This window comes from Granulicella sp. L56, from assembly GCF_009765835.1.
Classification (GTDB): Bacteria; Acidobacteriota; Terriglobia; order Terriglobales; family Acidobacteriaceae; genus Edaphobacter.
The window spans coordinates 638,126-663,415 of record NZ_LMUS01000006.1 but is presented as its reverse complement, the minus strand read 5'-3'; the positions used below and the strand labels follow the sequence as shown (position 1 = coordinate 663,415).

Genomic DNA, 25,290 nt, shown 5'->3' with positions numbered 1-25,290 from the left:
GTGCAATGGGTACAGTCGGAATAAACTTCGGTGCGGCAAGCAGTGGACAGGGCTTTGATGTGGCCTCCACGGTCACGGCGATTCTGGCGAGCGACCAGGCGATTGAAACGCCATGGCAGACGCAACTGACGGCACTGCAGGCACAGGATACCGTTTTCACGACTCTGGGGACCGACCTGTCGACGCTCACGACGGCGATGCAGTCGCTCACCGACTTCAGCGGTGTTATGGCGGAGAAGCAAGGCTCCAGCTCCGATACGAATGTGCTGGCGCTGACTGCGGCAAGCACTGCCGCGGTTGCGGGCAGCCATACCGTTCTTGTCAGCCAACTTGCGCAGACATCGTCGGACTACTCCGATGCGGTTGCGAACGCGGCGGATACGCTCTCGGGATCGCTGACGATCCAGGTGGGCTCGGGTACGAGTCAAACGATCACGGTGGACAGCAACAGCAACACGCTGGCTTCGCTGGCAAGCGCGATCAACTCCGCCAATATCGGCGTGAATGCCAGCGTCATCAGCGACGTCTCCGGCTCACGGCTCTCTCTGGTCAGCGGCACCAGCGGTACAGCCGGGCAACTGACGATCAGCGGCGCGTTGAGTGATGCAACGACAAGTACGGCGATTGGATTTGCGACGGGACAGAGCGGACAGAACGCCAGCCTGACGGTTGACGGACTTGCGATAAATAGCGGCTCGAATACTGTGACGACGGCAATTCCCGGAGTTACGTTTCAACTGCTGTCGGTCTCCGCCTCGCCGATACAGGTGCAGATTACCAATGACACTTCTGATGTTGCGACTGCGGTAAGCAGCGTAGTCTCCGCCTACAACGCGGTGATCAAAGACATCAACGGGCAGGAAGGAAACGATTCGAGTGGAAATGCGGAGCCGCTCTTTGGAAGCCCCACCCTGGCGCTGCTTCAAAGCCAGCTTTCGAGCGCTCTGGTTGGTGGAAAAGCGAGCGGTTCCATCAGCAGCATCACTCAAATAGGAATCGGCTTCAACCAGGATGGAACGCTCACCCTCGATGGCGACACTCTCAATAATGTATTGAACAGTGATTTCTCCGACGTCACCGGATTCTTGCAGAACTCCGGCAGCTTCGGTCAGAGCTTCGTCACTACGCTGAATAATCTGGGCACGCAAGCGCCGAACGGGGCGATTTACCTTGCTCAGCAACAGAACAGCGCGCAGGAGGCTGCGTTCAATCTGAGCATCAGCAATGAAGAGGCGACGCTGGCTACTGAGAAGACCAATCTTACGACGGAGCTAAATACCGCCAATCAGGTCCTTCAGTCGATTCCCAGCCAACTGAGCGAGATGAATGAACTCTATAGCGCGGTGACGGGCTACAACACAGGAAATGGAGGATAGGCGCATGAGCGAGACAAGCTATCAGCAACAGGCTTTGAAGGGAGCAACCGGCGTCGAACTCGTGGTGGCTCTCTATGATGCGGCGATCCGTTTTCTCTACAGGGCCATGCAGTGCGTTGAAGAGGACGATGTTCGCGGTCGGCGCATTGCGGTGAAGAAGGTGGTTGATATCCTAATGTACCTCCAGGCACGGCTGCGCCCGGATATTGGTGGGAGCGTTGCTCCTTCGCTTTCCGACTTCTATGCGGCAATGTTCACGATGACGCTCGAGGCATCGCACCTTGCATCGAAGGAACAGTTTGAAGAGGTGATTGGCTGTGTGCGAAATGTGCGGGATGCGTGGGTGGTCGTCGCGCGTGACCCGGAGGCGGGAAGGGTGCTGCCCAGAGAGTTGCGCACGAGGGAAGAGAAGTTTGTGCCGGTCACTGAGATGCGCGCAGCAGATAGCGAGGCCAGTGTCTCGCGTTGGCTGGCGTAGCTAAGTTGCGACCGAGAGCTCTTCTTCGAGGCGCTGCTTCTCAAAGAGGCTGGAGTAATAGCCGTTGCGTGCTAGCAGTTCGTCGTGGGTGCCGCGCTCTGCAATGCTTCCGTTGACCAGCACCGCGATCTGGTCGGCGTTGCGCGCTGTGGAGATACGGTGCGAGATGAAGACGGTGGTGCGGGCAGCCATGCCTTGGCGCAGACCGCTCAAAATGCGTTCTTCGGTATAAGTGTCGACGCTGGCCAGAGCGTCGTCGAGGATGAGGATGCGGGGATCGCGGATGACGGCGCGGGCGATAGAAGTGCGCTGCTTCTGTCCGCCGGAGAGAGTGACTCCGCGCTCGCCGACCATCGTATCGAAGCCTTTGGGGAACTCAAGAATTTCTGTGCTGATGTGAGCGGTGGTGGCTGCTTCTTCGATCTCTTCCATAGTTGCGTCGGGTCTGCCAAAGGCGATGTTCTTGCGTATGGTCTCGGAGAAGAGGAAGGTCTCCTGCGGCACGAAGCCAATGCTCTTGCGAAGCTCGGCGAGCGTGAAATGGCGAATGGGTTGGCCGTCGATGAGGACGGTGCCGGGCGGTGCATCGTGCAGGCGAGGGATGAGGTTGACCAGCGTCGATTTGCCTGAGCCGGTGGGACCTACGATTGCGAGGCTGGTGCCGGCGGGGATGTGAAGGTTGATGTTGTGGAGTACATCGGGCGCGTTCGGGTACGCGAAGGTGAGGTTGCGGAACTCGATATCGCCGGTGATGGGATCGTTAGTGGCGGTGGGAGCGTCGGCGATGGACGGCTTCTGCTGCAGAAGCTCGTCGATGCGGACGACCGAGGCGGTACCGCGCTGGAAGAGATTGACGACCCAGCCGACCGCGATCATAGGCCAGGTGAGCTGCACCATGTACACGATGAACGAGGTGAACTGGCCGACAGAGATGCGGTGTTCGACGACCTCGTGGCCACCCACCAGCAAGGTAATCATGAGCGACAGGCCGAGGACGAATTCGAGCGTGGGCCAGAGCATGGCCATGAGGCGGACGAGGTAGAGACTGCGCTTGATGTACTCCTGATTGGCGGTCTCGAAGGACGCGATCTCGGCCTCTTCCTGAACGAAGGCGCGGATGAGGCGGGCCCCGGAGAAGTTCTCCTGCGCCTTGGCGGAGATGTCGGAGAACATGGCCTGGATGCGCTCGAAGCGGCGATGGATGCGGTTGCCGAAGTATTGGACGAGGACCGAGGCGATGGGCAGGGGAACGAAGGCGCAGAGCGTCAGCCTGGGGCTGATGCGAATCATGAAGGGCAGCGCAGCGGCGGTGAAGATGATGGTGTTGGCGCTGTACATGATCGCCGGGCCGAGAAGCTGGCGGACGGCGTTGAGATCGTTGGTGGTGCGCGCCATGATGTCGCCGGTGCGGTGCGTGTGGAAGAAGTTGGCCGACTGGCGTTCGAGATTGGCGAAGAGATCGTTGCGGAGGTCGTATTCGATATCGCGTGAGGCACCGATGATGACTTCGCGGGTGATGTAAAGAAAGATCGCGGCGAAGATCGCGATGACGAATAGCCGCAGCGCGTGGTGGACGACCTTGGCTTCGGTGAGGCCGTGCTGCATGTCGTCGACGGCGCTGCCGATGACGAGCGGGATCAGAATTTTGAGGACGTTATAGAAGATAACCGCGATGCCGCCCCAGGCGAGGCTCTTCCAGTAGCGCCGGAGGTATGGGAATAACGGTCTAAGTCGATCGAGCATAAAGGATTGGTTCTAAGTCGCCAGCAAATTAGACGCGACTAGAGGCCCTCCGGATGCGGAGAAGTTTGCGGCTGCGTGGCAGGGGCAGCTGGCTGTGTCTCCTGAGTTGGCGGTGCCTGTGCGGGTGTTGGGGCTGGCTCTTCCGGCGGATTGTCGGACATGCTTACCAGCTCGATATCGAAGACGAGGTTAGCTTTGGCGGGAATGACGGGCGGGCGGCCTAGTTCTCCGTAAGCGAGCTGGTAGGGGACATAGAGGCGGCGCTTCCCGCCCACGTGCATGCCCTCGAATCCTGTGTCCCAGCCAATGATGACGCGTTGGGGTTTGGCTCCGTCGGGGAAGGTGAAGGGCTCGCCGCCGGGATGGTCGTAAGATGAGTCGAATTTGGTGCCGTCGGTAAGCCAGCCGGTGTAGCGCACGGTGTACCACTTGTGGGTCTCAGCGAGCGGGCCTTTGCCGGCGACGATGTCGACGTACTTCAAGGTGTAGAGAGATTTGGGGATGCCCGGCACTCGCGGAATTTTGGAGACGGCTGTTGTCGCGGTGTGATGATGGGCCACGACCGCTTTGTGGGTTGTGGTCTGGGCGGTGGCGGATATGGCGGCCAGTAAGGCGAGCGAGAAGAACATTGGCTTCATTAGCATCTCTATTTTAAGAAGTATTAGGCGAGCGTGATGGTTGCGTCGTTGAGGTGCTCGCGCAGCAGGCGCTGTGTGAGCGTCTTCAGATCTTCCCCGGTTTTGGGGAGGACAAAGGCGCTTGTGGTCTCGGACCACTCGAGTTTGAAGCTGGTGGAGGTGGCAGAGATCCAGAGCTGGCGGACGGGAGTATTGGGTGTGAGGACGAATTTGCTGGTGCCATCCTCAAAGACGATGTTGAGGACGCCGTTGTTCTCCTCGGCCTCAAATGCCTCGGACTCCTCTTCGGCAACGATGAGGGATTGCTTGAGGGCTTCGAGTGCGCGGTCGGATTCGCGGCGGAACGTGGTTTCGTCGAGCATGGATTTAGTTTAGCGCGGGTGGGCTGAAAGGGATTTTTCCAGATGATTTGCGGCTAGGATGGGAAGATATCCATGGCTGATCCTAAAGTTCTCTCCCCTGAAATTCTTCTTCATATTGCAACTTCGTTAAATGTGCCCATGCGTGGGCTGGTCGCCGTGATTGAGCTGCTCCATGAGGGCGGAACCGTTCCTTTTATTGCACGCTATCGCAAGGAAGCCACGGGAAATCTGGATGAAGTTCAGATTCGCGATATCGAAGAGAAGCTGGCTTACTTTCGCGACCTCGTGTCCCGGCGGGAGACGATCCTGGCTTCCATTCTGGAGCAGGGCAAGCTGACCGATGAGTTGAAGGCGCGCATCGAGGCCACACTCGATAAGAGTGAGTTGGAGGACCTCTATCTTCCATACAAACCGAAGCGGCGGACCAAGGCGACGATTGCCCGAGAGAAAGGATTGGAGCCGTTGGCGCTTTATCTGATGGCGCAGGAGGCTGGGCCGCAACCGCTGGCAGAGCTGGCCGCAGGTTTTGTGGTTGCTGCAAAGGAAGTCAACAGCGTGGAGGAAGCGCTGGAAGGTGCGCGCCATATCGTCGCCGAGATGTTGAGCGAGGATGCCGACCTGCGCAAGGCGCTGCGGCAGTTGATGTTCGACGAGGGCATTATTGTGAGCCGCAAGGCGATGGATGCGGTCGATGAGCAGGAAAAGTTCAAGATGTACTACGAGTATCGCGAGCCGGTGAAGACGATTCCGTCGCATCGAATGCTGGCGGTTCGCCGGGGCGAGAGCGAGTCGGTGCTTTACTTCCTGATCGAGATGGAGCCTCTGCGTGCGCTGGGCGTAATGCGGCCGCGCGTATTGCGGAAGCAGGGGGACTGGACGGCGCAGCTTGAGCTGGCGATGGAGGATGCGTGGAAGCGGCTGCTGAATCCTTCGATCCAGGGTGAGCTGCGGCTGGAGCTGAAGAAGCGTTCGGATACGGATGCGATTCAGGTGTTTCGCGACAACCTGCATCATCTGCTGTTGGCTCCCCCTGCTGGGCCGATCTCAATTCTGGGAATTGATCCGGGGTTGCGTACGGGGTGCAAGGTCGCCGTGGTGGACCAGACGGGCAAGTTTCTGGCGAATGACGTGCTCTATTTGCATACGTCGAAGGGCGCTGCGGACGGTGCGGCCAAGGTACTGGAGAAGTTGCTGGTGGAACACAATGTTCGCGCGATTGCGATTGGCAATGGGACAGCTTCGCGGGAGACGGACGCGTTTGTGCGGGACTTTCTGCGCGAACGTCGGCTGGACAATATCTTTTCCGTCACGGTGAGCGAGTCGGGCGCGAGTATCTACTCGGCGTCGGATATTGCACGGCAGGAGTTTCCTGATCTTGATCTGACGGTGCGTGGTGCGATCTCGATTGCGCGGCGGTTGCAGGACCCGCTGTCGGAGCTGGTGAAGGTCGATCCGAAGTCGATTGGCGTGGGGCAGTATCAGCATGACGTCGATCAGCGGCAGTTGCAGCAGTCGTTGGAGACGGTGATTGAGAGTTGCGTGAACCGCGTGGGGGTTGATCTCAACACCTCTTCGTGGACGCTGCTGCGCTACGTCTCAGGGATTACGGAGCGGACTGCGTTGAACATTGTGAGCTACCGCGATGAGCATGGCCAGTTTCGCTCGCGGACAGAGTTGAACAAAGTTACCGGAATCGGGGCGAAGACCTTTGAGCAGGCGGCGGGATTTTTGCGGATACGGAATGGAGAGAATCCGCTGGATATGACGGCGGTGCATCCTGAGTCGTATGGCGTAGTGGAGGAGATTGCGAAGTCGCTGGACGCTCCGGTGGGAGAGTTGATTCGCAGGCCCGAGTTGCTGACAAAAGTGGATGCGAAGCTACTTTCTGCAGGAACTTACACGTTGAAGGACATCTTGGAAGAGTTGAAGAAGCCGGGGCGCGATCCGCGCGATAAATTCGTTGCGCCGAGCTTCAATGAAACGGTCCGCGAGTTTGCTGATGTGCAGCCGGAGATGGTGCTGGAGGGTGTAGTGACGAATGTGACCAAGTTTGGCGCGTTTGTTGACATCGGCGTGCATCAGGATGGGCTGGTGCATGTCAGCGAGCTGTCGAACCGGTTTATCAAAGATCCGTCAGAGGCTGTGAAGGCGGGGCAGATTGTTAAGGTCAAGGTGCTGAGCGCGGATGTGAAGACGAAGCGGATTGCTCTGTCGATGAAGGCGCTGATGGGACCGGCGCAGCGGGTGCAGAGAGAAGCTCCGAAGAAGCCTGAGATTTCGATGAACGACAAGTTGAATCTGCTGGCTACGAAGTGGAAGGTCTCGTAGTGATTGCCAGATCTTAGTTAGCTGGCAATAATTTTTCGACGATCTGTTGAACTTGTTTTGCCTGTACCGCGCTGCCTGCTTCGGTGTAGTGGACATCGCCGTTGTGAAGGTCATCATGCGCAGCCATGAGAGCGTGCTGGTCGTCTATGGCGATATGAAAGCGCTGCATGGTGCGGAGAGATTCGGCGTTGCGCTGATCGATGCGCGGGTTGGTGGCTCCGCCTGAATCGGCTGTGTGGACTGGCGTGGTGGTGGCCCAGACCAGCTTTGCTCCGTGCGATTTTGCGCGCAGCGTTTCGACCAATTGGGGAAGAGAACTGCCATAGGCGGCTTCGGTGTACTTCCATCCGTGCATTCCATTGTTGAAGTGAATGACGGTAAACTTCAGCGGCATCATTGCGAAGTAGTCGGCCACCTGATGGATAAGGCGCGGATCGCCGGAGGCTGCGGAGGTGGCGAAGAGATAGCAGTTGGCGCGTCCGGCGAGGAGTTTTGTGACCTCGGGATAGTAGCCACGGGTGATGGAGTCGCCGAGGAGCAGGACGTTGGGCAGCGCAGGATCGGGGGCATCGGGCTTAGCCGCCCACGTCCACTCGATGGTTTCGAGAATGTTATTGGATGCGGGTATTTTTGTAGCCTGAGCGACGGCCGCCGGAAGCATGAAGCTGGCACAGAGGAGAAGAGCGATCGTGCGGGGACGAGTTTGCATTAAGTTCACCGAGCAAATGTATCTATAAGTGAAATTTTAATTTCACTTATGACGACCAGAGATGCTTATAGATTGCGATTCTGGCGGTTGTCAAATTGCGTCGCAATCATTTGCCTAATGCGAGGTGCCGCGGATGAGCGAGGCGTGGGTTGCATCAGTTCCGCTCCAGACGACATAGATATCGCCGTCGGGAGAGAGGCCGGCGGTGGGGTAGCGTTCGCCGGAGGCATCAGCCGGAACGTGAGTTGTGTCTGAGACGTGACCACTCGTGTCGATGCGGAGAGCGTAGGGTGTGAGGCTGTTCCAGTCGCCGCCTTTTGTTGCCTGGCGGCCTGAGAAGACGAGGGCGATGGTGCCGTCGTCGGCCATGGAGAGGTATGGGTGGTTTGCGTTTTCGACGCCTTCGCTGACGGAGATTTCCTTCGAGAAGGTTTGGCCGCCGTCATGCGAAGCGGCCATGCGGATACCGGGGTGTTCGCCTGTGGCTGTGTACCACGCTACGATGAGCTTGTTGCCTTGTGCTGCTGTGACCGGGCCGGATTCCGGGCAGCCGAAGAGCTTCCAATGATCGTTGGCGACGCGGACGGGTGGGCCAAAGTGCGCGCCGTGATCGGCCGAGGCGGCGACGGCGATGTCGCGCTCGTTGTCGCCATAGACGTGACGGTAGGCAACATACACGGTGCCATCGGCTGCAATAGCGACAGAGGGGCGGCAGCAGGGACAGGCGAGGGTGGCTACTTTTACATTGTGGTGGAAGGTCGCGCCACGATCGGTGGACCGGGCGAGGTAGACGTTGAAGGTGCCAGTTGAGGCTGAAGTATTGTCGCGGCCATCAAGCCATGCGGCGTAGACGTCACCGTTGGGAGCTACGGCTAAAGTTGCGAAGCCGGAGTAGGATTTGTCCGCTGCTGGCTTGTCAGTGACGATAGTGGAGAGTGGTGGCGCTGTGCCCATGCCCGTGGAGCGAGCTTCGACGAGTTGTGTTTGATCGGCTGCGCCTTTTTGCTGCCAAAGCGCGAAGGCGTACATGCCGTGTGCGACCAGTTGCGGGGCGTTTTCGGCGGAGGTGTTTACAGTGTTGCCCGGTGTGCTGAGGGAGGTGGCGGGCATCCAGTGTTCACCGCTATCATGGGACATGCGCAGGGTGAGTGCGCTGTCTTCTACGGCAAGGAGATAGAGTCCGCCAGTGACGGTGGCGGCGACGACGGGACGTTTTGCTTCGATGCCGAGAGCGTGTGGATGGGCCTCGAAGACGAACGCCTGATGCCCGGTTTGGATGAGAGGGCGTGTGTGCCGCCAGAGGAAGAACGCGATGACCAGCACCGCGACGATGGTGAGGCTGATTGCAACGAGGCGATTTGTCGAGATGCTTCTGGTCATCACGGTTCCTTTGATTGTTAGAAAGTCAGGCGGGCTGCGAGTTGAACCTGCCGCGGATCGCCGACAGCGGTGGCATGGCCGAAGCTGGAGTTGGCTGCGTTGGGGTAAGTGCCGGTTCCGAAGGTTCCGTTCGGAATGAGGTCGTTGCGATGGTTGAGTGCGTTGAAGGCTTCTGCGATGGCTTCGAGACGGAAGCGGTCTCCCAGGGGAAAGGTGCGGCTAAGGCGAGTGTTCATGTTGAAGAAGTTGAAGCCAACTCCGGCGTTGCGTGCGATGACGGTTCCGGGCAGCGCCTGGGTGCAGTTGGCGATGCCGGATACGCAGGGGCGCAGGGTTGTGCCCTGAATGCTATTGGTTCCGGTGGTGATGTTGAAGGGCGAAGGGGTGTAGTACTGGAGCATGGTGCTGAGCAGGAAGCCGCTGGTGACGTGGCTCCAAAGTCCGTGGGATGGCTGCATCGCAGTATGGATGGTGCCGTCGAAGACGAGGCGATTGCGCTGATCGTCGTCGGAGAGGCCACGGTCTTCGGCGATATCGAAATTGTTGATGGGTGAACTGAAGAAAAATTCTCCTACGTCGTCGATTGCCTTCGACCAGTTGTAGGAGATGCGGTAAGCTCCCCAGCGCGTTGGCTTTTGCTGGAAGGAGACGGAGAGCCCGTCGTAGTAGGAGTCTCCGGCGGACTGGTACTGCTTATTGTTGCCGTAGGCGGCGTTGGGACGGCAGCCGTTGTTGTTGCCGGTGGCAATGCAGGTGGGCGTGTTCTGGTTGACGGAGGCAAGCAGATGGAGGCCGCGCAGATGTTGGTAGCTGAGGCTGAGATTGCTGCTGGCGCTTAGCTGCTGTTCGACTTCGAGGCTGGCCTGCTCGGAGTAGGCGTTCTGGATATGCGGGTCCATCGTGGTGAAGTTGACCAGAACACCCGTGGGGAGTGTTGTGAGAATGTTGGGGAAGGTGGGCGCTCCGGTTTGAGTCGGCGAAACGCTGACGGTAACGAAAGTGGAGCTGTTGATGTTGGTCGTGTTGTTGCTCGACTGGAGCGCGTTTGAGAGCGGACGCAGGGGAACACGATCGTAGAAGAGTCCGTAGCTTCCGCGAACTACAGTAGTGCGATGTGGTGACCAGGCGAAGCCTATCCTTGGCGAGATGTTGTTGGTGTCCGTGGCGATGGATTTGAGAAATTGCAGATCGTAGCGGAGACCAGCGTTGAGCGTGAGGGATCGCGCGAGCTTCCATTCATCCTGCACATAGAGGCCGAGATTGGGGTTGGTCTGCGGCACGAGGGGGTTGCCGAAGGATTGGGTGTAGCCCGAGTTGTTGTAGGTGTCGTTGAGAAAATTATTGAGCGAAGAGAAGGAGTAGCTTCCACGGTTGGACATGGGGAAGGTGATGGTGAGGTCGTTGAAGAGGAAGTCCACGCCAGCGCGGAGCGAATGGCTGCCTGCCTGATGAGAGAGATTGTCGACTACTTCGTAGAGGTAGTCGAGGCGGCCTGTGGGAGAGGCGGAGAGTGTGCCGAAGGAGGCGACGCCGGAGATGCTGACGGCAGGGCCAGTGGCGTCGTTGGGCAACGCTGTGAGGTTACTTCGAGTGAACTGGCCGCGGGTTTCGTTTACGGTTCGGGGAGAGAGGGTGAAGATATTACTGACGGCGATGGTCTGGTCGATATCGTGAAGCGCAGCCGCAGCGCTGATGGCGCTTAGCCCGCCGACGCCGCGCGAGTTCTTACTGTCCACTTCGTAGAGGCTGTAACGCGCGCTGAGCTGGTCGCGGTCGTTGAGGTGATGATCGATCCTGGCAAAGAAGTTATTTGTGTGGACCGGGTTTGAGTAGAGGCCAGTCGTGATCTGCGGGCCCTGGTAGCCGATGGTTTGGAGACGGCTGTTGATGGCGGCGACGTTGGCGGGCGCGATGGTGATGAGTCCGTCCTGATTGAGCTGCTTGCGTTCGAAGTTGGTGAAGTAGAAGGTACGGTTGCGCAGGATGGGGCCTGCGAGGCTGGCTCCGTATTGGGCTTGCGTGATGGGCAGCTTACTTTGTGAGAGCGCATTGTCGGCGTTGAGGCGCTGGTTGCGCAGATAGCCGTAGAGGCTGCCGTGGAGCGCATTGGTGCCGCTCTTGGTGACCATGTTGATGTAGCCGCCGAGTGCGCGGCCGAACTCGGCCTGACCGCCGGAGGTGACGACCTGAAACTCGCGCACGACGTCGAGTCCGTAGAAGGTTCCGGTGAGTCCCGCGGCGTCATCATTGGCGGAGAGGCCATCGACGACGAAGCTGTTGGAGAAGTTGCGCTGACTGCCGATGGAGATTCCCTGCCCGGGGACGGCGGAGGTTTCGGCGAAGAGCTGCGTACTGGCGGTGTTGGTGGGTGAGACACCGGGAACGAGGAGAGCCAGGTCGAGGAAGTTTCGGCCCAGCAGGGAGAGGTTCTCGATCTCGTGCGGAGAGATGGTGTTGGCAACTTCGCTGCGGTTGGTTTCGAGAAGCATGGACTGGCTGGATACGTTAACTGAGGTCTGGGTTCCGGCCAGAGGGAGCGCAATTTGCAGATCGAAGTCCGCACCGACGGTCAGGGTGATGGAACGGTCGGCTTCTGCGAAGCCTTGTTGGTGGACGTGGACGTTATAAGTGCCGAGGGAGAGATAAGGGAAGCGAAAACGCCCGTCTTTGCTGGTTGAGATCGTGCGCGAAATATTGGTTGCCGTCTGGGTTGCTGTGATCTGCGCGTTGGCGATGACAGCGCCGGACGGATCGATGACGCGTCCGCTGAGAGAAGCGTTGTTCACGGTCTGCTGCGCACTGGTGGTTGTGAGAGCGGCAAAGGTGAAGACGATGACTGCAAGGTGATGCCTGAGAAGCTGCACTGATTCCTCCAAAGGTTCGGGTGCGGTGCACGGTTGTCGCGCTATGCCGCACTGTCCATTTCCTGTGTTCAGGAGCGGGAGAGTCTCAGTGATGGAGGACCGCGTTTCTGGTGGGAGCGGTCGATGGAAACGCGGGGGGAAACTTCGATCTGGGTTGGGTGAGCCGACGAACTGATGGTGACGGCGGAGACTGCCGTCTGGATTTCGTCGGGGTTGAAGGGAAGATTGACGACTGCGGGAACGGCTGCGCTATAGGGGCAGCTCTCCTGCACGCTTGCGGTTTCAGCTTTGCCAGTGTCGCTGGAGGAACGCTGCGCAATGGCAGCCGCCATCATGCAATGATGCTTGCCATTGCGCCTGCAGCACACAGGCACGTTCGCGTCTGCCGTGGACGCCGCGAAGAGCGGCGAGACCAGCGGCAGCATGAACAGCAACAGCAGCGAGATGGAGAGAACACGACGCACAAGCAGCCTTACGCAGCAATGTTTATAGGGCGACTTTGGAAGAAGACATGAGATTGTTCGTGTACAGCGTCGCACCACATAAAAGTGGAGCCTTGAGTTACGGGCGCGAAGCGAACAATGTCGGATCAGTTTTTAGAGGTTAGGAGATGTAGCTAGGAGGGCCGCGCTTTTGCCATGCTGTATCAAGGGCAATCCGGACATGAGCGCAGGGGTGCGCTTTGACGGTGCTGTGATTCACAGATGCAGCAAGCAGGCGGGTGCTGGCATGAAGCCGTGCGTCGTTGTGCCGAACCAGCGTTGCCGGGCTGGGATAAAAGGGGCACTTCGTCGAAACGGTGGAAACTGTGACCTGATGCGCGGAGGCGCCCGGCCGCTGCACCTTCATCTGGCAGTGGTGGACTCCGTTGCGGCGGCAGCAGGCTGGCAGGTTCGAGTCTGAGTTTGTGGAGAGCGCGAGCAGCGGCGACACCAGCGGAAAGCTGAAGAGCAGCAACAGCGAAAGTGCCAGAATGCGTCGCACACTGCGATTGTAGCTGATGGGTTTATCCATCAGGTTCGCGCACAGGACAAGCTGCGGCGAGAAGCTTAAAATTGGAAGATGTTTATGCGTTTTATCAGAATCTGTTTGTTGGGAATGATGACGTTGGGGCTGGTTGGTATGGCTCATGCACAGACTGCTATCTATGGTGAGTTCACCGCGGCCAAGTTGAGTGCTCCAAACACATCATGGATGTATGGGCCGACGGTGGGCCTCTATCACGACGCGGAGCATGGATTGTTCGCCACCGGGCTGGACGTTCGCGGAACCTTTGCGGGGAGTGGCAACACGAACGGAGCCTATACCAACCAGACGCTCGACACCCTACTGGGTGGGGTGCGCCTTGCGGTGACGCCGCGTGTCTTGCCGTTCAAACCCTATGGAGAGGTGCTGGGCGGCCTCGGGCATTTGAAGGTAGGGCAAGGGTCGGCGCGAACGTCATCGACCAAATTTGCCTATCAGTTTGTTGGTGGCGTTGACTTTACTATCCTGCCGAGGATCGATTGGCGGGTGGTGGAGTTCAGCTATGGCAGGCTTGCGGGGCTCGGAGACAGCTTCGTTCCCAAGACGCTGAGCACGGGAATTGTGTTTCGGCTGCCATAAGAAGATTGCATCTGTGTGCGAATGTATTTTGCGGAATGGCCATTACCTTTTATCATTAAGGGATGAGTGAGGTTTTGGAGCAGGAAGCTAAGTCAGCGCCGGCGCACGCGGCGAAGTACACACGCAATAACCCGTATTTTTCGACGGTTACTGTCAACGAGCTATTGACGGCTGAGGGATCGGAAAAAGAGACCCGGCATGTGGAGCTATCGCTCGAAGATGGCATGGCCTACACCCCCGGCGATGCGGTCGGGATCCTCCCCGAGAACCGCCCCGAGGCGGTTGCGGAGGCATTGACCGCTCTGGGCTTCAAGGGTGACGAGCGCGTGCTGGACCACTACAAGGTAGAGATTAGCCTCGAAGAGGCGCTGCGGACGCGGCTGGGCATCGGCAAGCTCGCACGCGGCAGCGTGAACCAGTATGCGAAGCTGGCACCCGAGATCGAAGGGCTGAAGGTGATGGTTGGCCCCGAGCACAAAGCCCGCGCTGAAGAATATTGCTGGGGTCGCGAGTTTGTGGATCTCGCCACGGACTTTCCCGGCGTCGTGAAAGATCCTCAGGAGCTGTTTCATGTGCTGCAGCGTTTGACGCCGCGCATGTACTCCATCGCGTCGAGCCAGGCGATGCACAACGACAATGTGCAGACCACGGTGCGCGTGGTGCGATACGACGCGCATGGCCGCAACCGTCAGGGCGTGGCCAGCGGACACCTCGGCGACCGCGCCGGCGTCGGCATCAAGATGCCGATCTTCCTTCATGCGAACGGAAACTTCCGGCTGCCGGAAGATACATCGGCCCCGGTGATCATGATCGGGCCGGGAACAGGAATTGCTCCCTTCCGCTCTTTTCTTGAAGAGCGGCAGGCGAAGGGTGAGCCTGGCGACAACTGGCTCTTCTTCGGCGAGCAGCGCGAGGCGATGGACTTTCTCTATAAGGAACAGCTGCAGGGAATGCACAAGGATGGTGTGTTGACGCATCTTGATACGGCATTTTCGCGCGATCAGGCGAAGAAGGTCTATGTGCAGGACCGTATGCAGGAGAAGGCTGCCGAGCTGTATGCATGGCTCGAGCGCGGCGCGTACTTCTATGTCTGCGGCGATGCGACGCGTATGGCGAAGGACGTAGAAACTGCTCTGCTCGATGTAATCGCCAGAGGATCGAACGGCACGCTTGAACATGCGGCAGAGTACCTCGCGACGATGAAGAAGCAGAAGCGCTATCAGAGGGATGTCTACTAGAAGCGAAAGCTTGCGAATCGAAAAAGACCCAGGCCAACTCCGACGTTTCGGAGTTGGCCTGATCTTCCTTAAGGCGCTTATTTTCTGGACTCTAGCTTGGATCACTCTCTTTGAGCAGAGCGGCCCAATTTTATCTGCTGATATATCTCCGCTTACAGCAGACGGCCCGATTCCTGCACTTTGCACGCAACCCTTATTAAAGCGCTGTCCATCAAAGAGGGGATGCCTTTCTTTTTAGACACGCAGGAGACGGTCCAGCGCTTTGGAAGCGCTATCGCGGAGTTTCGTTCGCTGCTCGACACGAATCACATCCGTCATGGATCGGCCGACGATCTCTTCGAATTTACAAGGACGCTCGAAAGCAGCAACCAGTTTCGAATGGACCTCTCGGCGCTGGTTAAATCCGTCGTGAGGAAGGAGAGGGAAGGGTTGCTGCTCACCGATATGATGAGCATCATCGCGGCCTCTGTTGGCGGTCGGTCCGTTACAGATACAACTGCCGACCTCACCCAGCCGACGAACACGCTGATGGAGTTCCTGTTGGGCACCGGATGTTGGAAGCAGTTCGGCTCACCTTCGCGACCAATCTCTCAACGCGCAGTGCTACCTCCTAAGCCGGTCGTTCGTACTGAAGAGCCTGAGCCCATCCGGATTTCCCTCCCTGCTTCGCCTGCTAAGAGTGCGGCCGAAGTGCCTGAAGACAAAGCCAGCTTACTTGAGATCTCCAACGAACTTCGCCAGACGCTCTCTCGTCTCGAGAGCAATACACAGCAGGTCAAGCTTCACCTGGATTCCATTGAACAGCGAATCGGCAAAATGGAGCCGTCTCCAATTGCTCTTTCTGCAAATAAATCGGCGGGGCTCGAACCTCTCCAGCGTCGTGGCACGGCGGATGCTGTTGCGCCCGATGTCGTGATGCCCGTTGCCGAAGAGGTTCCCGCGATTGACCCGCCACTGCCAACTCGAGGTCGGGCCATATTCTTCGGTCCAACTCATCTCGACGAACCTCGGACGGACGAAGATGACGACTTCTCCTCACCGACTTTCGAGTATGGCACCGAGAAAAGACGGCGCATTGTTCCCGTTGTAATCTTTATCGTTCTGGCTGCAATCGCCGCTGCTGCTTTTTTCTACATTCACTCGGCACGGGGTCAGGCACTCTTGGCACGTTTTCAAGGGGATCGATCCCATCTCAACAGTTCCCCTCCACCGGCCACGTCTGCACCCGCAGTTACTGCCCCATCACCAGCTTTAACCGCAGATGGCGCATCGCCTGCGCCTCCTTCATCAACAAGCCAGCTCGCCACTGCTGTTGGTACAGCCGCAGCCACGTCGACGCCTTCGACCGCATTCGATGGCGCCAACTCCAACGTTTCATCCGATACTCACCCCATCTCCGATAGTCCAAAGCTCAGATATGTCCCCGCGAACGTCATGGCAGGGTATCTGCTCTCGGCACCGCGGCCCGAGTATCCAGCTCAAGCTCTAAGGGATCACCTTGAGGGACAAGTTGCGCTGCAAGCCACCATATCGAGGTCTGGAGCGATTAAAACTTTGCATGTCATCAAGGGGCCTTCCTCTCTGCAAAGCGCGGCGGTCGCTGCCGTGCGTACGTGGCGATACAGACCGTATTCTGTCGATGGGCAGCCCCAGGACGTTGCGACTACAGTCTATGTCGATTTCACTTTGAGGCCGCCGCCTGTGATCGTTCATTAGCATCACTGAGATCGATCACAGTGATGCCAGGCAGATTTTACTCTTCGCCAACTGGATCAATTCTTTTAGCAGCGATGTTGACTGGCAGGTTGAGCGACACACCAATCATCCAGACAATGCTGATGAAGCGACCCACTGGGATAAAGTAGCCTGCCGTGAAATTGAGAACGGTCAGCGTGGCCAACTCGCATGCGACGGCGACGGCAATACCAAGCCACATAAGCCAACGAGGCATGAGCTTATAGCAGCCAGAGGTAACAGACACGCCTGCGATAAAGAAGCCGAGGAAAATAGCGAAGGCAGGCCCTGCACTGGCGAAGCTGATCGACCGCAGCGCCTGTACAGCGCCGTTCGCCTCGGCGATACCCGGCCTCGTGAGTGACCAGTTGGCAAGGGCGGAGAGCATCAACATCACCGTAGCGCCGGTCCCACCCAGAAACGCGATGGACTCTCCCGAAGCGCTGACACCGAGAAACCGCAAGCGGCTGACGGTGGTTGCGATGAAGAGTCCCAGCGGAATTGCGGACAGCAGTTCGAAGAAGGAGCCTAGTTGGATGGTCCAGCCATATTTTGCAACATAGGCGACTGCCTTTTCAGCGGAGTCGTGCGGAATAGCGAAGGCGGCGCTGAGTCTTGAGCCTCCCGCGAGCAGCAACCCGGCGTAGACGATTGTAAGCAGCAGTAGATTAGGGCCAGCGTGACGCTGTTGAGACATGGAAATCGAATCATTTTTCATTATTTTCCTCACAGAAACCAACGCTTACTGAATCGGCCTTTGCATTTTCGTAACGACATGGTCAAGCCTGTCGAGCAAGTGCTGCTGCATCTCATCCGCCGATTTGCGCTGACTTTTATCGAGCACCGTGGCATAGATTCGCGATTTGATCAGCTCTTTCTCTACCATCAACTTTGCGAAGGTATTGCCCTCTGTGGCCGCAATGGCTTGAACCTTGTTTTCATCAAACGATCCGTTGACGGTTGCGTCCGCCATTTGATGAGCCTCGCCAATCAGTTCTTTGAGCAACCCGGCTAGCGTCGGGCGTTCGGCAACAACAATCGAGCGGGTCTCGGCGACCTGTGCCTTGCTCATGTGGAGTTCGCGGGCCACATGGCCCAGTGGTCCGCCACGGTGCCAGCCGGGCCCGCACCAGCCGCGTCCTCCCTTGAACGCTGCGCGCGCTAGGGCTGCGCTGGCAACAATCACTACCACCACAATCACTATCCAAAAAGTTTTTCGTTTCATCGGTGCACCTCTCCAACTTCTGATCTTGAGTACAGCATCGGCGAGGAGTGCGTGCGATTAAGGTTGGTAAAGGATTGTAAAGATAGGTAAAGCTTGTGCCATCAATCGCTGATGCGGCTAACATCGAGAAGGAATAGGCGAGAGGTCAAACGCGCTGCCATGAATCCGCTGCTGATGATCGACGACGATATAGAACTCTGCACTCTGCTCACCGAGCGGCTTGCCGAAGAGGGATTCGTCCTGCATGCCGTACACAATGGGAGAGATGGATTGGAGCGCGCCATCGGCGGCGGCCATTCCCTCGTCATTCTCGACGTGATGTTGCCGCGAATGGGAGGAATGGAGGTGCTCAGAGAGTTGCGGATGCATTCCTCAGTCCCAGTCCTTATGCTGACGGCCCGTGGAGATGACATCGACCGCATCATCGGGCTTGAGGTGGGAGCAGACGATTACTTGCCCAAGCCGTTTAACCCACGAGAACTGGTCGCCCGTATCAAGGCAATTCTGCGGCGACTGGATGATCGGCGAGCAGGGCGGGACAGCTGTACCGCAGGAGATATCACCATCGACATTGCGCTGAGAGAGGCGTGGGTCGCTGGCAAATCGGTGCAGTTGACAACCGTTGAATTCGCTCTACTTGAGGCATTGGTCCGGAACGCAGGACGAGCACTCACTCGCGATTATCTGACCGATGCTGCTCTGGGAAGAAAGCTGGGAGCATTCGATCGCTCGATCGATGTACACATCAGCAACCTCCGAAAGAAGCTGGACATTTACGGCGACGTCGAGCGCATCAAGACCATTCGAGGCAGTGGATATCTCCTGGCGCCACGTTCTTCCGGCGAGGAGCTTTGAAGGTGCCGCGCTTGTTCGTCAAAATATTTCTCTGGTTCTGGGCGACCGTGGTCTTAACTGGAATAACGCTCGTGCTGGCTTTTGTACTGCAACCGCGAAACGTGCCCTCCCATTGGCAGGCGAGCCTCTCGGATACAACAAAATATTTTGGTGCGGCAGATGTAGGAGCGCTGGAACAGGGAGGCGTCACCGAGGCCACACGTTATACGCAGCAACTCTTCAAAGATGGGCATATTCACGCCTGCCTCTTCGACACGATGGGCAATCCACTGGCCGGAGAGTCCTGCTCGGAGTTTTCGAGGATCGTCGCTCCTGTCGTCACAGGCGAGCCTAAGGCTTACGAGATGCGGCGAGGCCTGGTGAGGATGGCGATCCCGATTCAAGGCTCCAGCGGACACAGTTATATCTATGCATCCGAGTTGCTGGCGGGGCCGGGTGCGGCATTTGGTTTTAATCCCATGGCCGTCTTGTTGCGCGCAGGCTTGGCGCTGTTTGTGTCGGGCCTCGTGTGCTACTTTCTGACACGATATTTGACCAAGCCAATACTTCGTCTGCGCTCCGCCGCGCAACAAATCGCAGCGGGACAATTGAGTGTCCGTGCAGATGCCGCGCTGGAATTGCGTCGAGACGAATTTGGAGATCTTGTTCGAGACTTCAATCGGATGGCGAATAAAACGGAGAATCTCATCTCCAGCCAACGGCAATTATTGAATGACGTCTCTCACGAGCTACGCTCTCCGTTGGCGCGGATGAATGTGGCATTGGATCTACTGCGCCGCCATGCTGGAGAAGACCCGGCGTTGGATCGCATGGAGATCGATCTGCAGCGTCTGAATGAGATGATTGGGCGGTTGCTGACAGTGGCCAGACTTGATGCTGCCTCGACTCTCCAGAATTTGGTGCGTGTGAATCTGTCTGAGCTTGTTTCGAGCGTTGCCAGCGACGCTGAATTTGAAGCTCAAGAGCGAGGAAGCCGTGTAGACATCGTTCAGGAGGCAGATCTGACTGTGCTCGGAGATCCCAGTCTTCTGCGGAGTGCGATTGAAAATGTTCTCCGCAACGCGGTCAGGTTTACGGCCGCCGGAACAGTGGTTGAAGTCAACCTCCGGGATAATCCGGTGATAGACGCACACGAAGCGATCATCGTCGTGCGAGATCGCGGTACAGGCGTACCAGAGGCTGAGCTTACGCAAATCTTCAAACCTTTTTACCGTTTGGACGATTCTCGCGGCACGAACTCGACCGGGGCCGGGCTTGGATTGGCGATAGCCGAAAGGATTTTGCATCTTCATGGAGGCAGGATTCGCGCGATGAACGAGGCAGGCGGTGGTTTGAGCATCGAAATCGTTCTGCCGGTGCATTCGGAAATGCAGCCTGAGGGCTGACGAATGTCACAGCCCTCAAGCCCCACTCCGTGGCATCTCTGTGCAGATCAAAAGCTATAACCAACGCCGAAAGAGACAACGGGCAAAAACGAGGCGTAGCTCAGGTTGTTATTGTTGCGCCGTATAAATGCTGCAAGGTCGTGCTGAAACCCGGCATCCTGTTGCACTGGCTGGCAGCCGAGCGGTTGCGGCTCCGTTGGATCGCAAGCGCTTCCGCTGAAGTCAACTTTCAGCGTCGGCTGCCCGACGTAGTAGAAGCCAGCCTCAACCGGAAAACTGAAGTGCTTTCCGCTTCGTGGAATGATGTTGCCATAGCCGATCATCAATCCAGGCGAGGTCTTCCAGACGCCGATGGAGGCGCTTCCATGCAATGGATCGGCCTGGCTGCTGACGTAATCCCCATCGTCTAGCGAGATGGTCTCTCCCGAAGGCACAATCACTTTAGCCCGTACGCTGGTCTGGTTCAGAAAGACGAGCAGGGGGCTGACATGAAAGCCATTATGAAAGGGAAACCAGTCAAGCGAGGCTCGGCCGCCTCCAAGGCGCAGCGTCGCGTTCACATTGGCTCCCTCTTCCTGAAACGAACTGGAGTAGCCGAAGAATTGCCCTCCCAACCGCACATTGAAGTGGGATGCGACTGCCAGCGCCACATCGGCGCCAATACCGTTGATGCCAGCGTGCACATCGACGCCGATACGGCCAGGCGCACGAGTGGGAATTGCACCGGAGCGTGTCGATGTGGCAAGAGATTGAGGTTCAGATGGCTGTGTTTCGTTGCTCTCTGTACTAGAACTTGTCTTAGCAGCAGCCGAGGCCACGAACTGAGGTGAAGAGGGAAGATGGATAACGGGAGCCGTTTGTGCATGGGCCGAAGGAATGAACAAAAACAATAGGGATAGAACTGCACCGTGGGGAAATTTCATGTTGCAACAACTCCTGTAAGTAATGGCAACAGCAGCGAGGCCGCTATTCGATCGTTAGCAATCCTGAGAGAAAAGGCCGTTTCAGCCCTATAAAATAACTGCAATCACGCCGGAAGTCCCTCGAGCTTTTTTGAATTTGGTCGCGCAGATTACTGGAACTTCTCTTCAATCGGTCCGAACGCAAAACAAAATTCCCCCATCTCCGAGAAGCTGGAGTATGCTTTCCGAACGATTTGTAAATCACCCCGGCGGCCCCGGGAAATTACGGAGGAATCCCTATGCTTCATCTGCTGTGGACGGCAATTATTGGTCTTGTTGTAGGTGCGCTTGCAAAACTCATCATTCCCGGCAAGGAGCCTGGCGGAATCTTTATCACCATGCTCATCGGTATTGCCGGCGCATTTCTGGGGACGTGGCTTGGCCGCGCCATTGGCCACTATCAGCCGGACCAGTCCGCAGGCTTCCTGATGTCGCTTGTCGGCGCGCTCATTCTGCTCGGCATCTACCATTTGATCAAACGCAGTCAGACTGCCTGAAGCCCCCGAAGGGTGTTCCGTCTCCACATAGGGCATGGGACATCCTTTCATAGTGTCTCCAGACTTTGCAGAGTGCCCATATTCCCGGCGTACGATCGAGCGGCAGCCGCAAAATCTCTTGCCGCGACGGGCAGCCCGAGAAAGTTGCCTTGCGCCTCATCACATTTTCTGCGGAGCAGAAAGCGCAACTGCTCATCCGTCTCTACGCCTTCCGCGACGACCTTAATGTTCAACCCATGAGACATCGCAATAATGGTCCGCACTACGGAAGCGGCATTGATATCCGTCTCTGCCTGCCTTACAAAGCTCTGATCAATCTTCAGGCGGTCTACCTGGTATTGCAGCAGGTACGAGAAGCTGCAAAATCCTGTGCCAAAATCGTCGATCGAGATTCTCGCGCCGAGCTCCCGGATCTTCTGCAGCTTGTCGAGATTGTCATGGGAGTTGACCATCAGCATGCCCTCGGTGATCTCGATTTCCAGGTGAGAAGCAGCTAGTCCGCTCTTCGCCAGACAGTGTTCAATCACCTGCACAAGATTCTTCTGCTGGAACTGACGTGGCGACAGATTGACCGACACCGTCAAATCCACCCCCAGTTCCACCTGAAGTGCCCTGCCTTCGCAGCACGACTGCATAAAGGCCCATTCGCCGATGGGCACAATCAATCCCGTCTCTTCCGCCAGCGGGATGAACTGTGCTGGTGAAATCTTGCCCAGCCGCGGGTGCGTCCATCGCAGCAGCGCCTCCATGCCGGTGATGGCCCCTGTCGTCAACGAAACCTGGGGCTGATAGTGCAGCTCCATCTCTCCATTCGCAATTGCGTGGCGGAGCGCGTGTTCCATCATCAGCCGGTCGGTCGTCTCCTTCAGCATGTCTTCGCTGAAGATCTGGTGCTGGTTGCGGCCGTTGTCCTTCGCCGCATACATCGCGGCATCCGCGCGTTTGAACAGATGTTTCACATCGGAGGCAAAGTCGGGATAGATGCAGACCCCTACACTCGTCGTTACCTTCACCAGGTGCTCGTCGACGGAGATCTCGGGCGACAGTTTGAGCACCAGGTTGGCCGCGCACTGATCAACATCCGCAACGCTGGTGATGTCCGGCATCACGACGACAAACTCATCGCCGCCGGCCCGCGCCACGATGTCCGTGCTGCGCACCGACCGCCGAAGTCGATTGGCTGCCTCCACCAGAATCTGATCGCCCGACGTATGCCCCAGCGAGTCGTTGATTCGTTTGAAGTGGTCAAGGTCGAGCATGAAGACGGCGACCTTGGTGCCATAACGCCGCGCCCGCTCCACCGCCTCCATCGTCTTGTCCCGAAGGAGTGCCCGCCCCATCAGCCCGGTCAATTGATCGTGGGTCGCGAGGTGCGTGACATAGTCCAGCATCTGCTGGCGATCCGTGATGTCGACTGCGATGCCGACGAAGCCGGTCACCTCGCCAGCGTCTGACCGAACTGCCCTCATCGCCAGGCTGATCGGAGTTCGCGAGCCATCCCGCCGAACCAGCGTCCACTCCTGCTCTTCCAACTCGCCCGCGGCAGCCGTCGCGGTCAGCAGGCGAAAGTTGTTGCTATCGGATGCTGTCACTGGATCGCTGTCGCCGCTCCTTGCCTGTAACTCCGCCTCGTCATGCAAAATGGTCAGCGGGGCCTTACCGACGAGCTCTTCGCGGTTATAACCGGTGAGCTTCTCCGCCGCGACGTTCATCGCGGTGATGATTCCCTCCATGTCGGTCGCGACGATGCTGAATGGTGCATTCTGAAAGACGGAGTCGGTGAACTCCAGCAGGTGCTTGTAGCGTTCCTGCGCTGTCTTGATTCCACTGATGTCGCAGCAGGTCATCGCGATGCCGTCGCCCAGCTTGGTGACCTGAAGCCGGAGCCATGTCGCGTTGATCTCGGGATCGACGATCAGGAAATCTTCACACATCGGATCGCCAGTTGTCACAACCCCGGAGAGCCGCTCGAACAGCTCGCTCTTTGGCGGAACGGACGTTATCGTGGACCGTAATTGCCCCAGCAGTTGCGATCTCGACTTTCCCATCATCCGTTCAAAGTTCGCGTTTACATATTGGAAGCGAAAATCGATGATTGCGCCGGTCTGGTCACGCACAGCTTCAAAGATGACAAACGCATCCATGCTGGTTTCTGCCGCGGCAAGGAATTTTGACTGAGCTTCTTCGGTTGCCTTTCGCCGTATCTCGCGATCATGTTCCCGCCACAGGATCCCCAGGGCAAACATGGTTCCCCCCATCGCAAGCGTGACTCCGACGACAGTGGCTAAGTAGTTGCAATTACTTAAGCGCAAAAACTCTGTCAGCATCAGGCCCAAGGCCACTGCGAGCAAGCCAATCTTCCACGCCCGCAAATGCGGGAGAACCTGAGCCTTCAAGTAAAACCTCAATCGAACATCAAACTAATGAAGGAGAAGCTGTAGAGAAAGTTACTTCTCGTTACGAGAGTAACGTTTAATTTGCTTCAATTAAACAATATTTCAGCATTTTTCCACCAGATGAATCCCATTTCGCACACTACCTGTCGGATAGCCGACCTTGGGCAAGGCGGCTGTTCAGCTCCTGAGACCATCATCAGGGTTTTCTCTAATCCCAAAAGTCGCTTTGAATCGTGTCGTCCCAATTTGAAACCTCCTTCTGAGGTTCACGTCTAACATCGCATGGTTGCTCAATGTTTTACTCGGCTTAGCCTGCTCGGTGGCCTTTTTCTCGCCCTGCCTCTTTTTGCGCAACAAAAGCCTTCAGCGTCTGCTCCATCGCCGGACTCCACCGCAGCGACGATATCGGTCGATGCCCGTCTGGTCAATCTTCCTGTCGTCGTCCGCGATAAGAAGGGCGCGCTTGTGCAAAACCTCACCAAAGCCGACTTCACGCTTCAGGTCGATGGCCATCCCCAGACCATCCGTTACTTCGATCTCGATTCGAATCTTCCACTTACCCTCGGCCTGCTGGTCGATACCAGCGCTTCCCAGCGTAAGGTCATCGATGACGAGCGCACCGCCAGCGGAACCTTTCTGGAGCAGATGCTTACCGCCCCGCCCGACCGCGCTCCCGACCAGGCGTTTGTCATTCAGTTTGCCCGCCAGACCGAGCTTTTACAGGACCTTACTCCCTCCAAGCCAAAACTTCAGGCGGCCCTCAAAGAGATAGACACCTCCAGTCCAGACGCCAACGCGAGCAATGACCCCGACGACTCCAGCAGCAACGGGCATCGCACTCGCGGAGGCACCACTCTCTACGATGCAACCTTCCTTGCCTCCGACGAACTTACGAGCAAACAAAAAGGCCGCAAGGCCCTCATCATCCTCTCCGACGGCGTCGACCGGGGCAGCAAAGAAAATCTGACCAGCGCGATTGAGGCGGCCCAGCGAGCAGATACGATCCTCTACGCGATCTACTTCAAAGGAGAGGAGTCCTCCGACAACAATCGTTCCCGCAGCGGCTTCCCCGGCGGGCGCGGAGGAGGAGGCTTCCCCGGTGGTGGCCGTTACCCCGGCGGTGGCGGTTACCCTGGGGGGGGAGGCTATCCCGGCAGCGGCGGCGGCGGTCGTGGCGGTAACACTCCCGGAGGCGGAAACAGCACCAGCCATGTTGACGGCAAAAAAATCCTGGAGCGCATGACGCATGAGACCGGCGGCCGTCTCTTCGAGGTCAGCAAAAAGCAGACCGTGGCGCAGATCTATGACCAGATAGCCGAAGAACTTCGCGCCCAGTATCGCCTCGGCTATACGCCTGATCAGGCCACCGCCTCCGATGGATACCACCAGATCGATCTCACAGTGAAGGGCAAAGGCCTGACCGTTCAGACCCGAGACGGCTATTACACCGGCAGTGCAGACTCGGCCCCGCGCAAGATGGATTGAGGCGTCTTTGCGTCCTCCCGCCCTTTTCGT

22 protein-coding genes are annotated in these 25,290 nt (G+C 57.6%); 10 read left to right on the top strand and 12 right to left on the bottom strand.

The window, feature by feature from the left end; genetic code table 11:
• Positions 1-5: 5 nt before the first annotated feature.
• The gene (fliD, locus tag GSQ81_RS10615; RefSeq protein WP_158910727.1) at positions 6-1,376 is read left to right on the top strand and encodes a flagellar filament capping protein FliD; all 1,371 of its coding nucleotides are present in this window, start codon (positions 6-8) and stop codon (positions 1,374-1,376) included.
• Positions 1,377-1,380: 4 nt separating this feature from the next.
• Positions 1,381-1,854, top strand: coding sequence for a flagellar export chaperone FliS (gene fliS, locus GSQ81_RS10610; protein ID WP_158910726.1), 474 nt, complete (start codon positions 1,381-1,383; stop codon positions 1,852-1,854).
• Here fliS and GSQ81_RS10605 read toward each other — a convergent pair whose 3' ends face one another.
• From GSQ81_RS10605 to cyaY, 3 genes are read right to left on the bottom strand one after another with little or no spacing between them, the layout of a single operon-like run.
• A complete protein-coding gene (locus GSQ81_RS10605; protein WP_158910725.1) occupies positions 1,855-3,597 on the bottom strand; it encodes an ABC transporter ATP-binding protein in 1,743 nt (580 codons plus the stop codon). It abuts the gene before it with no gap.
• Positions 3,598-3,635: 38 nt separating this feature from the next.
• The gene (locus tag GSQ81_RS10600) at positions 3,636-4,235 is read right to left on the bottom strand and encodes an FKBP-type peptidyl-prolyl cis-trans isomerase (RefSeq protein ID WP_216846417.1); all 600 of its coding nucleotides are present in this window, start codon (positions 4,233-4,235) and stop codon (positions 3,636-3,638) included.
• 23 nt (positions 4,236-4,258) lie between these two features.
• Positions 4,259-4,597 carry an iron donor protein CyaY gene (cyaY, locus tag GSQ81_RS10595; RefSeq protein WP_158910724.1) on the bottom strand — a complete coding sequence of 113 codons (339 nt, stop codon included), beginning with the start codon at positions 4,595-4,597 and terminating at the stop codon, positions 4,259-4,261.
• Positions 4,598-4,669: 72 nt separating this feature from the next.
• On the opposite strand from cyaY, the gene GSQ81_RS10590 reads away from it, so the two are divergent.
• Positions 4,670-6,925, top strand: coding sequence for a Tex family protein (locus GSQ81_RS10590; RefSeq protein ID WP_158910723.1), 2,256 nt, complete (start codon positions 4,670-4,672; stop codon positions 6,923-6,925).
• Positions 6,926-6,938: 13 nt separating this feature from the next.
• Here GSQ81_RS10590 and GSQ81_RS10585 read toward each other — a convergent pair whose 3' ends face one another.
• The 5 genes from GSQ81_RS10585 to GSQ81_RS10565 form a co-directional block, all read right to left on the bottom strand.
• Positions 6,939-7,634, bottom strand: a complete 696-nt coding sequence (locus GSQ81_RS10585; protein ID WP_158910722.1) for an SGNH/GDSL hydrolase family protein — start codon at positions 7,632-7,634, stop codon at positions 6,939-6,941.
• 114 nt (positions 7,635-7,748) lie between these two features.
• Positions 7,749-9,014, bottom strand: coding sequence for a sialidase family protein (locus tag GSQ81_RS10580; protein ID WP_158910721.1), 1,266 nt, complete (start codon positions 9,012-9,014; stop codon positions 7,749-7,751).
• Between the two features lie 17 nt (positions 9,015-9,031).
• A complete protein-coding gene (locus GSQ81_RS10575; protein WP_254060115.1) occupies positions 9,032-11,878 on the bottom strand; it encodes a carboxypeptidase regulatory-like domain-containing protein in 2,847 nt (948 codons plus the stop codon).
• 68 nt (positions 11,879-11,946) lie between these two features.
• Positions 11,947-12,342 carry a hypothetical protein gene (locus tag GSQ81_RS10570; RefSeq protein WP_158910720.1) on the bottom strand — a complete coding sequence of 132 codons (396 nt, stop codon included), beginning with the start codon at positions 12,340-12,342 and terminating at the stop codon, positions 11,947-11,949.
• 139 nt (positions 12,343-12,481) lie between these two features.
• Positions 12,482-12,892, bottom strand: a complete 411-nt coding sequence (locus GSQ81_RS10565) for a hypothetical protein (protein WP_158910719.1) — start codon at positions 12,890-12,892, stop codon at positions 12,482-12,484.
• A gap of 54 nt (positions 12,893-12,946) precedes the next feature.
• Here GSQ81_RS10565 and GSQ81_RS10560 point away from each other — a divergent pair, with 54 nt between their 5' ends.
• The 3 genes from GSQ81_RS10560 (at position 12,947) to GSQ81_RS10550 (ending at position 16,437) form a co-directional block, all read left to right on the top strand.
• Entirely contained in the window at positions 12,947-13,483 is a 537-nt protein-coding gene (locus tag GSQ81_RS10560; protein WP_158910718.1) for a hypothetical protein, read from the top strand.
• Between the two features lie 62 nt (positions 13,484-13,545).
• Positions 13,546-14,721: a sulfite reductase flavoprotein subunit alpha gene (locus tag GSQ81_RS10555; RefSeq protein WP_158910717.1), complete on the top strand. Its 1,176-nt coding sequence runs from the start codon at positions 13,546-13,548 to the stop codon at positions 14,719-14,721.
• A 222-nt stretch (positions 14,722-14,943) separates the two neighbouring features.
• Positions 14,944-16,437: an energy transducer TonB gene (locus GSQ81_RS10550; RefSeq protein ID WP_158910716.1), complete on the top strand. Its 1,494-nt coding sequence runs from the start codon at positions 14,944-14,946 to the stop codon at positions 16,435-16,437.
• Between the two features lie 37 nt (positions 16,438-16,474).
• On the opposite strand, the gene GSQ81_RS10545 is transcribed toward GSQ81_RS10550, so the two are convergent.
• Positions 16,475-17,173 (bottom strand): hypothetical protein, encoded by a 699-nt coding sequence (locus tag GSQ81_RS10545; RefSeq protein ID WP_158910715.1) that lies wholly within the window; start codon positions 17,171-17,173, stop codon positions 16,475-16,477.
• Between the two features lie 24 nt (positions 17,174-17,197).
• Positions 17,198-17,680 carry a Spy/CpxP family protein refolding chaperone gene (locus GSQ81_RS10540; protein ID WP_158910714.1) on the bottom strand — a complete coding sequence of 161 codons (483 nt, stop codon included), beginning with the start codon at positions 17,678-17,680 and terminating at the stop codon, positions 17,198-17,200.
• A 159-nt stretch (positions 17,681-17,839) separates the two neighbouring features.
• Between GSQ81_RS10540 and GSQ81_RS10535 the strand changes: the two genes are divergently transcribed.
• Together GSQ81_RS10535 and GSQ81_RS10530 are read left to right on the top strand one after the other, a co-directional pair.
• Positions 17,840-18,535, top strand: a complete 696-nt coding sequence (locus tag GSQ81_RS10535) for a response regulator transcription factor (RefSeq protein ID WP_158910713.1) — start codon at positions 17,840-17,842, stop codon at positions 18,533-18,535.
• Between the two features lie 2 nt (positions 18,536-18,537).
• Positions 18,538-19,920 carry an ATP-binding protein gene (locus tag GSQ81_RS10530; protein ID WP_158910712.1) on the top strand — a complete coding sequence of 461 codons (1,383 nt, stop codon included), beginning with the start codon at positions 18,538-18,540 and terminating at the stop codon, positions 19,918-19,920.
• A 47-nt stretch (positions 19,921-19,967) separates the two neighbouring features.
• Here GSQ81_RS10530 and GSQ81_RS10525 read toward each other — a convergent pair whose 3' ends face one another.
• Entirely contained in the window at positions 19,968-20,843 is an 876-nt protein-coding gene (locus GSQ81_RS10525) for a hypothetical protein (protein WP_158910711.1), read from the bottom strand.
• Positions 20,844-21,121: 278 nt separating this feature from the next.
• Between GSQ81_RS10525 and GSQ81_RS10520 the strand changes: the two genes are divergently transcribed.
• Positions 21,122-21,379 (top strand): GlsB/YeaQ/YmgE family stress response membrane protein, encoded by a 258-nt coding sequence (locus GSQ81_RS10520; RefSeq protein WP_158910710.1) that lies wholly within the window; start codon positions 21,122-21,124, stop codon positions 21,377-21,379.
• 47 nt (positions 21,380-21,426) lie between these two features.
• Here the strand turns inward: GSQ81_RS10520 and GSQ81_RS10515 are convergent, their stop codons facing one another.
• Positions 21,427-23,775 (bottom strand): EAL domain-containing protein, encoded by a 2,349-nt coding sequence (locus tag GSQ81_RS10515; RefSeq protein WP_158910709.1) that lies wholly within the window; start codon positions 23,773-23,775, stop codon positions 21,427-21,429.
• Positions 23,776-24,057: 282 nt separating this feature from the next.
• Between GSQ81_RS10515 and GSQ81_RS10510 the strand changes: the two genes are divergently transcribed.
• On the top strand, positions 24,058-25,260 hold the full coding sequence (locus GSQ81_RS10510) for a VWA domain-containing protein (protein WP_158910708.1): 1,203 nt from the start codon (positions 24,058-24,060) through the stop codon (positions 25,258-25,260).
• Positions 25,261-25,290: the final 30 nt, after the last annotated feature.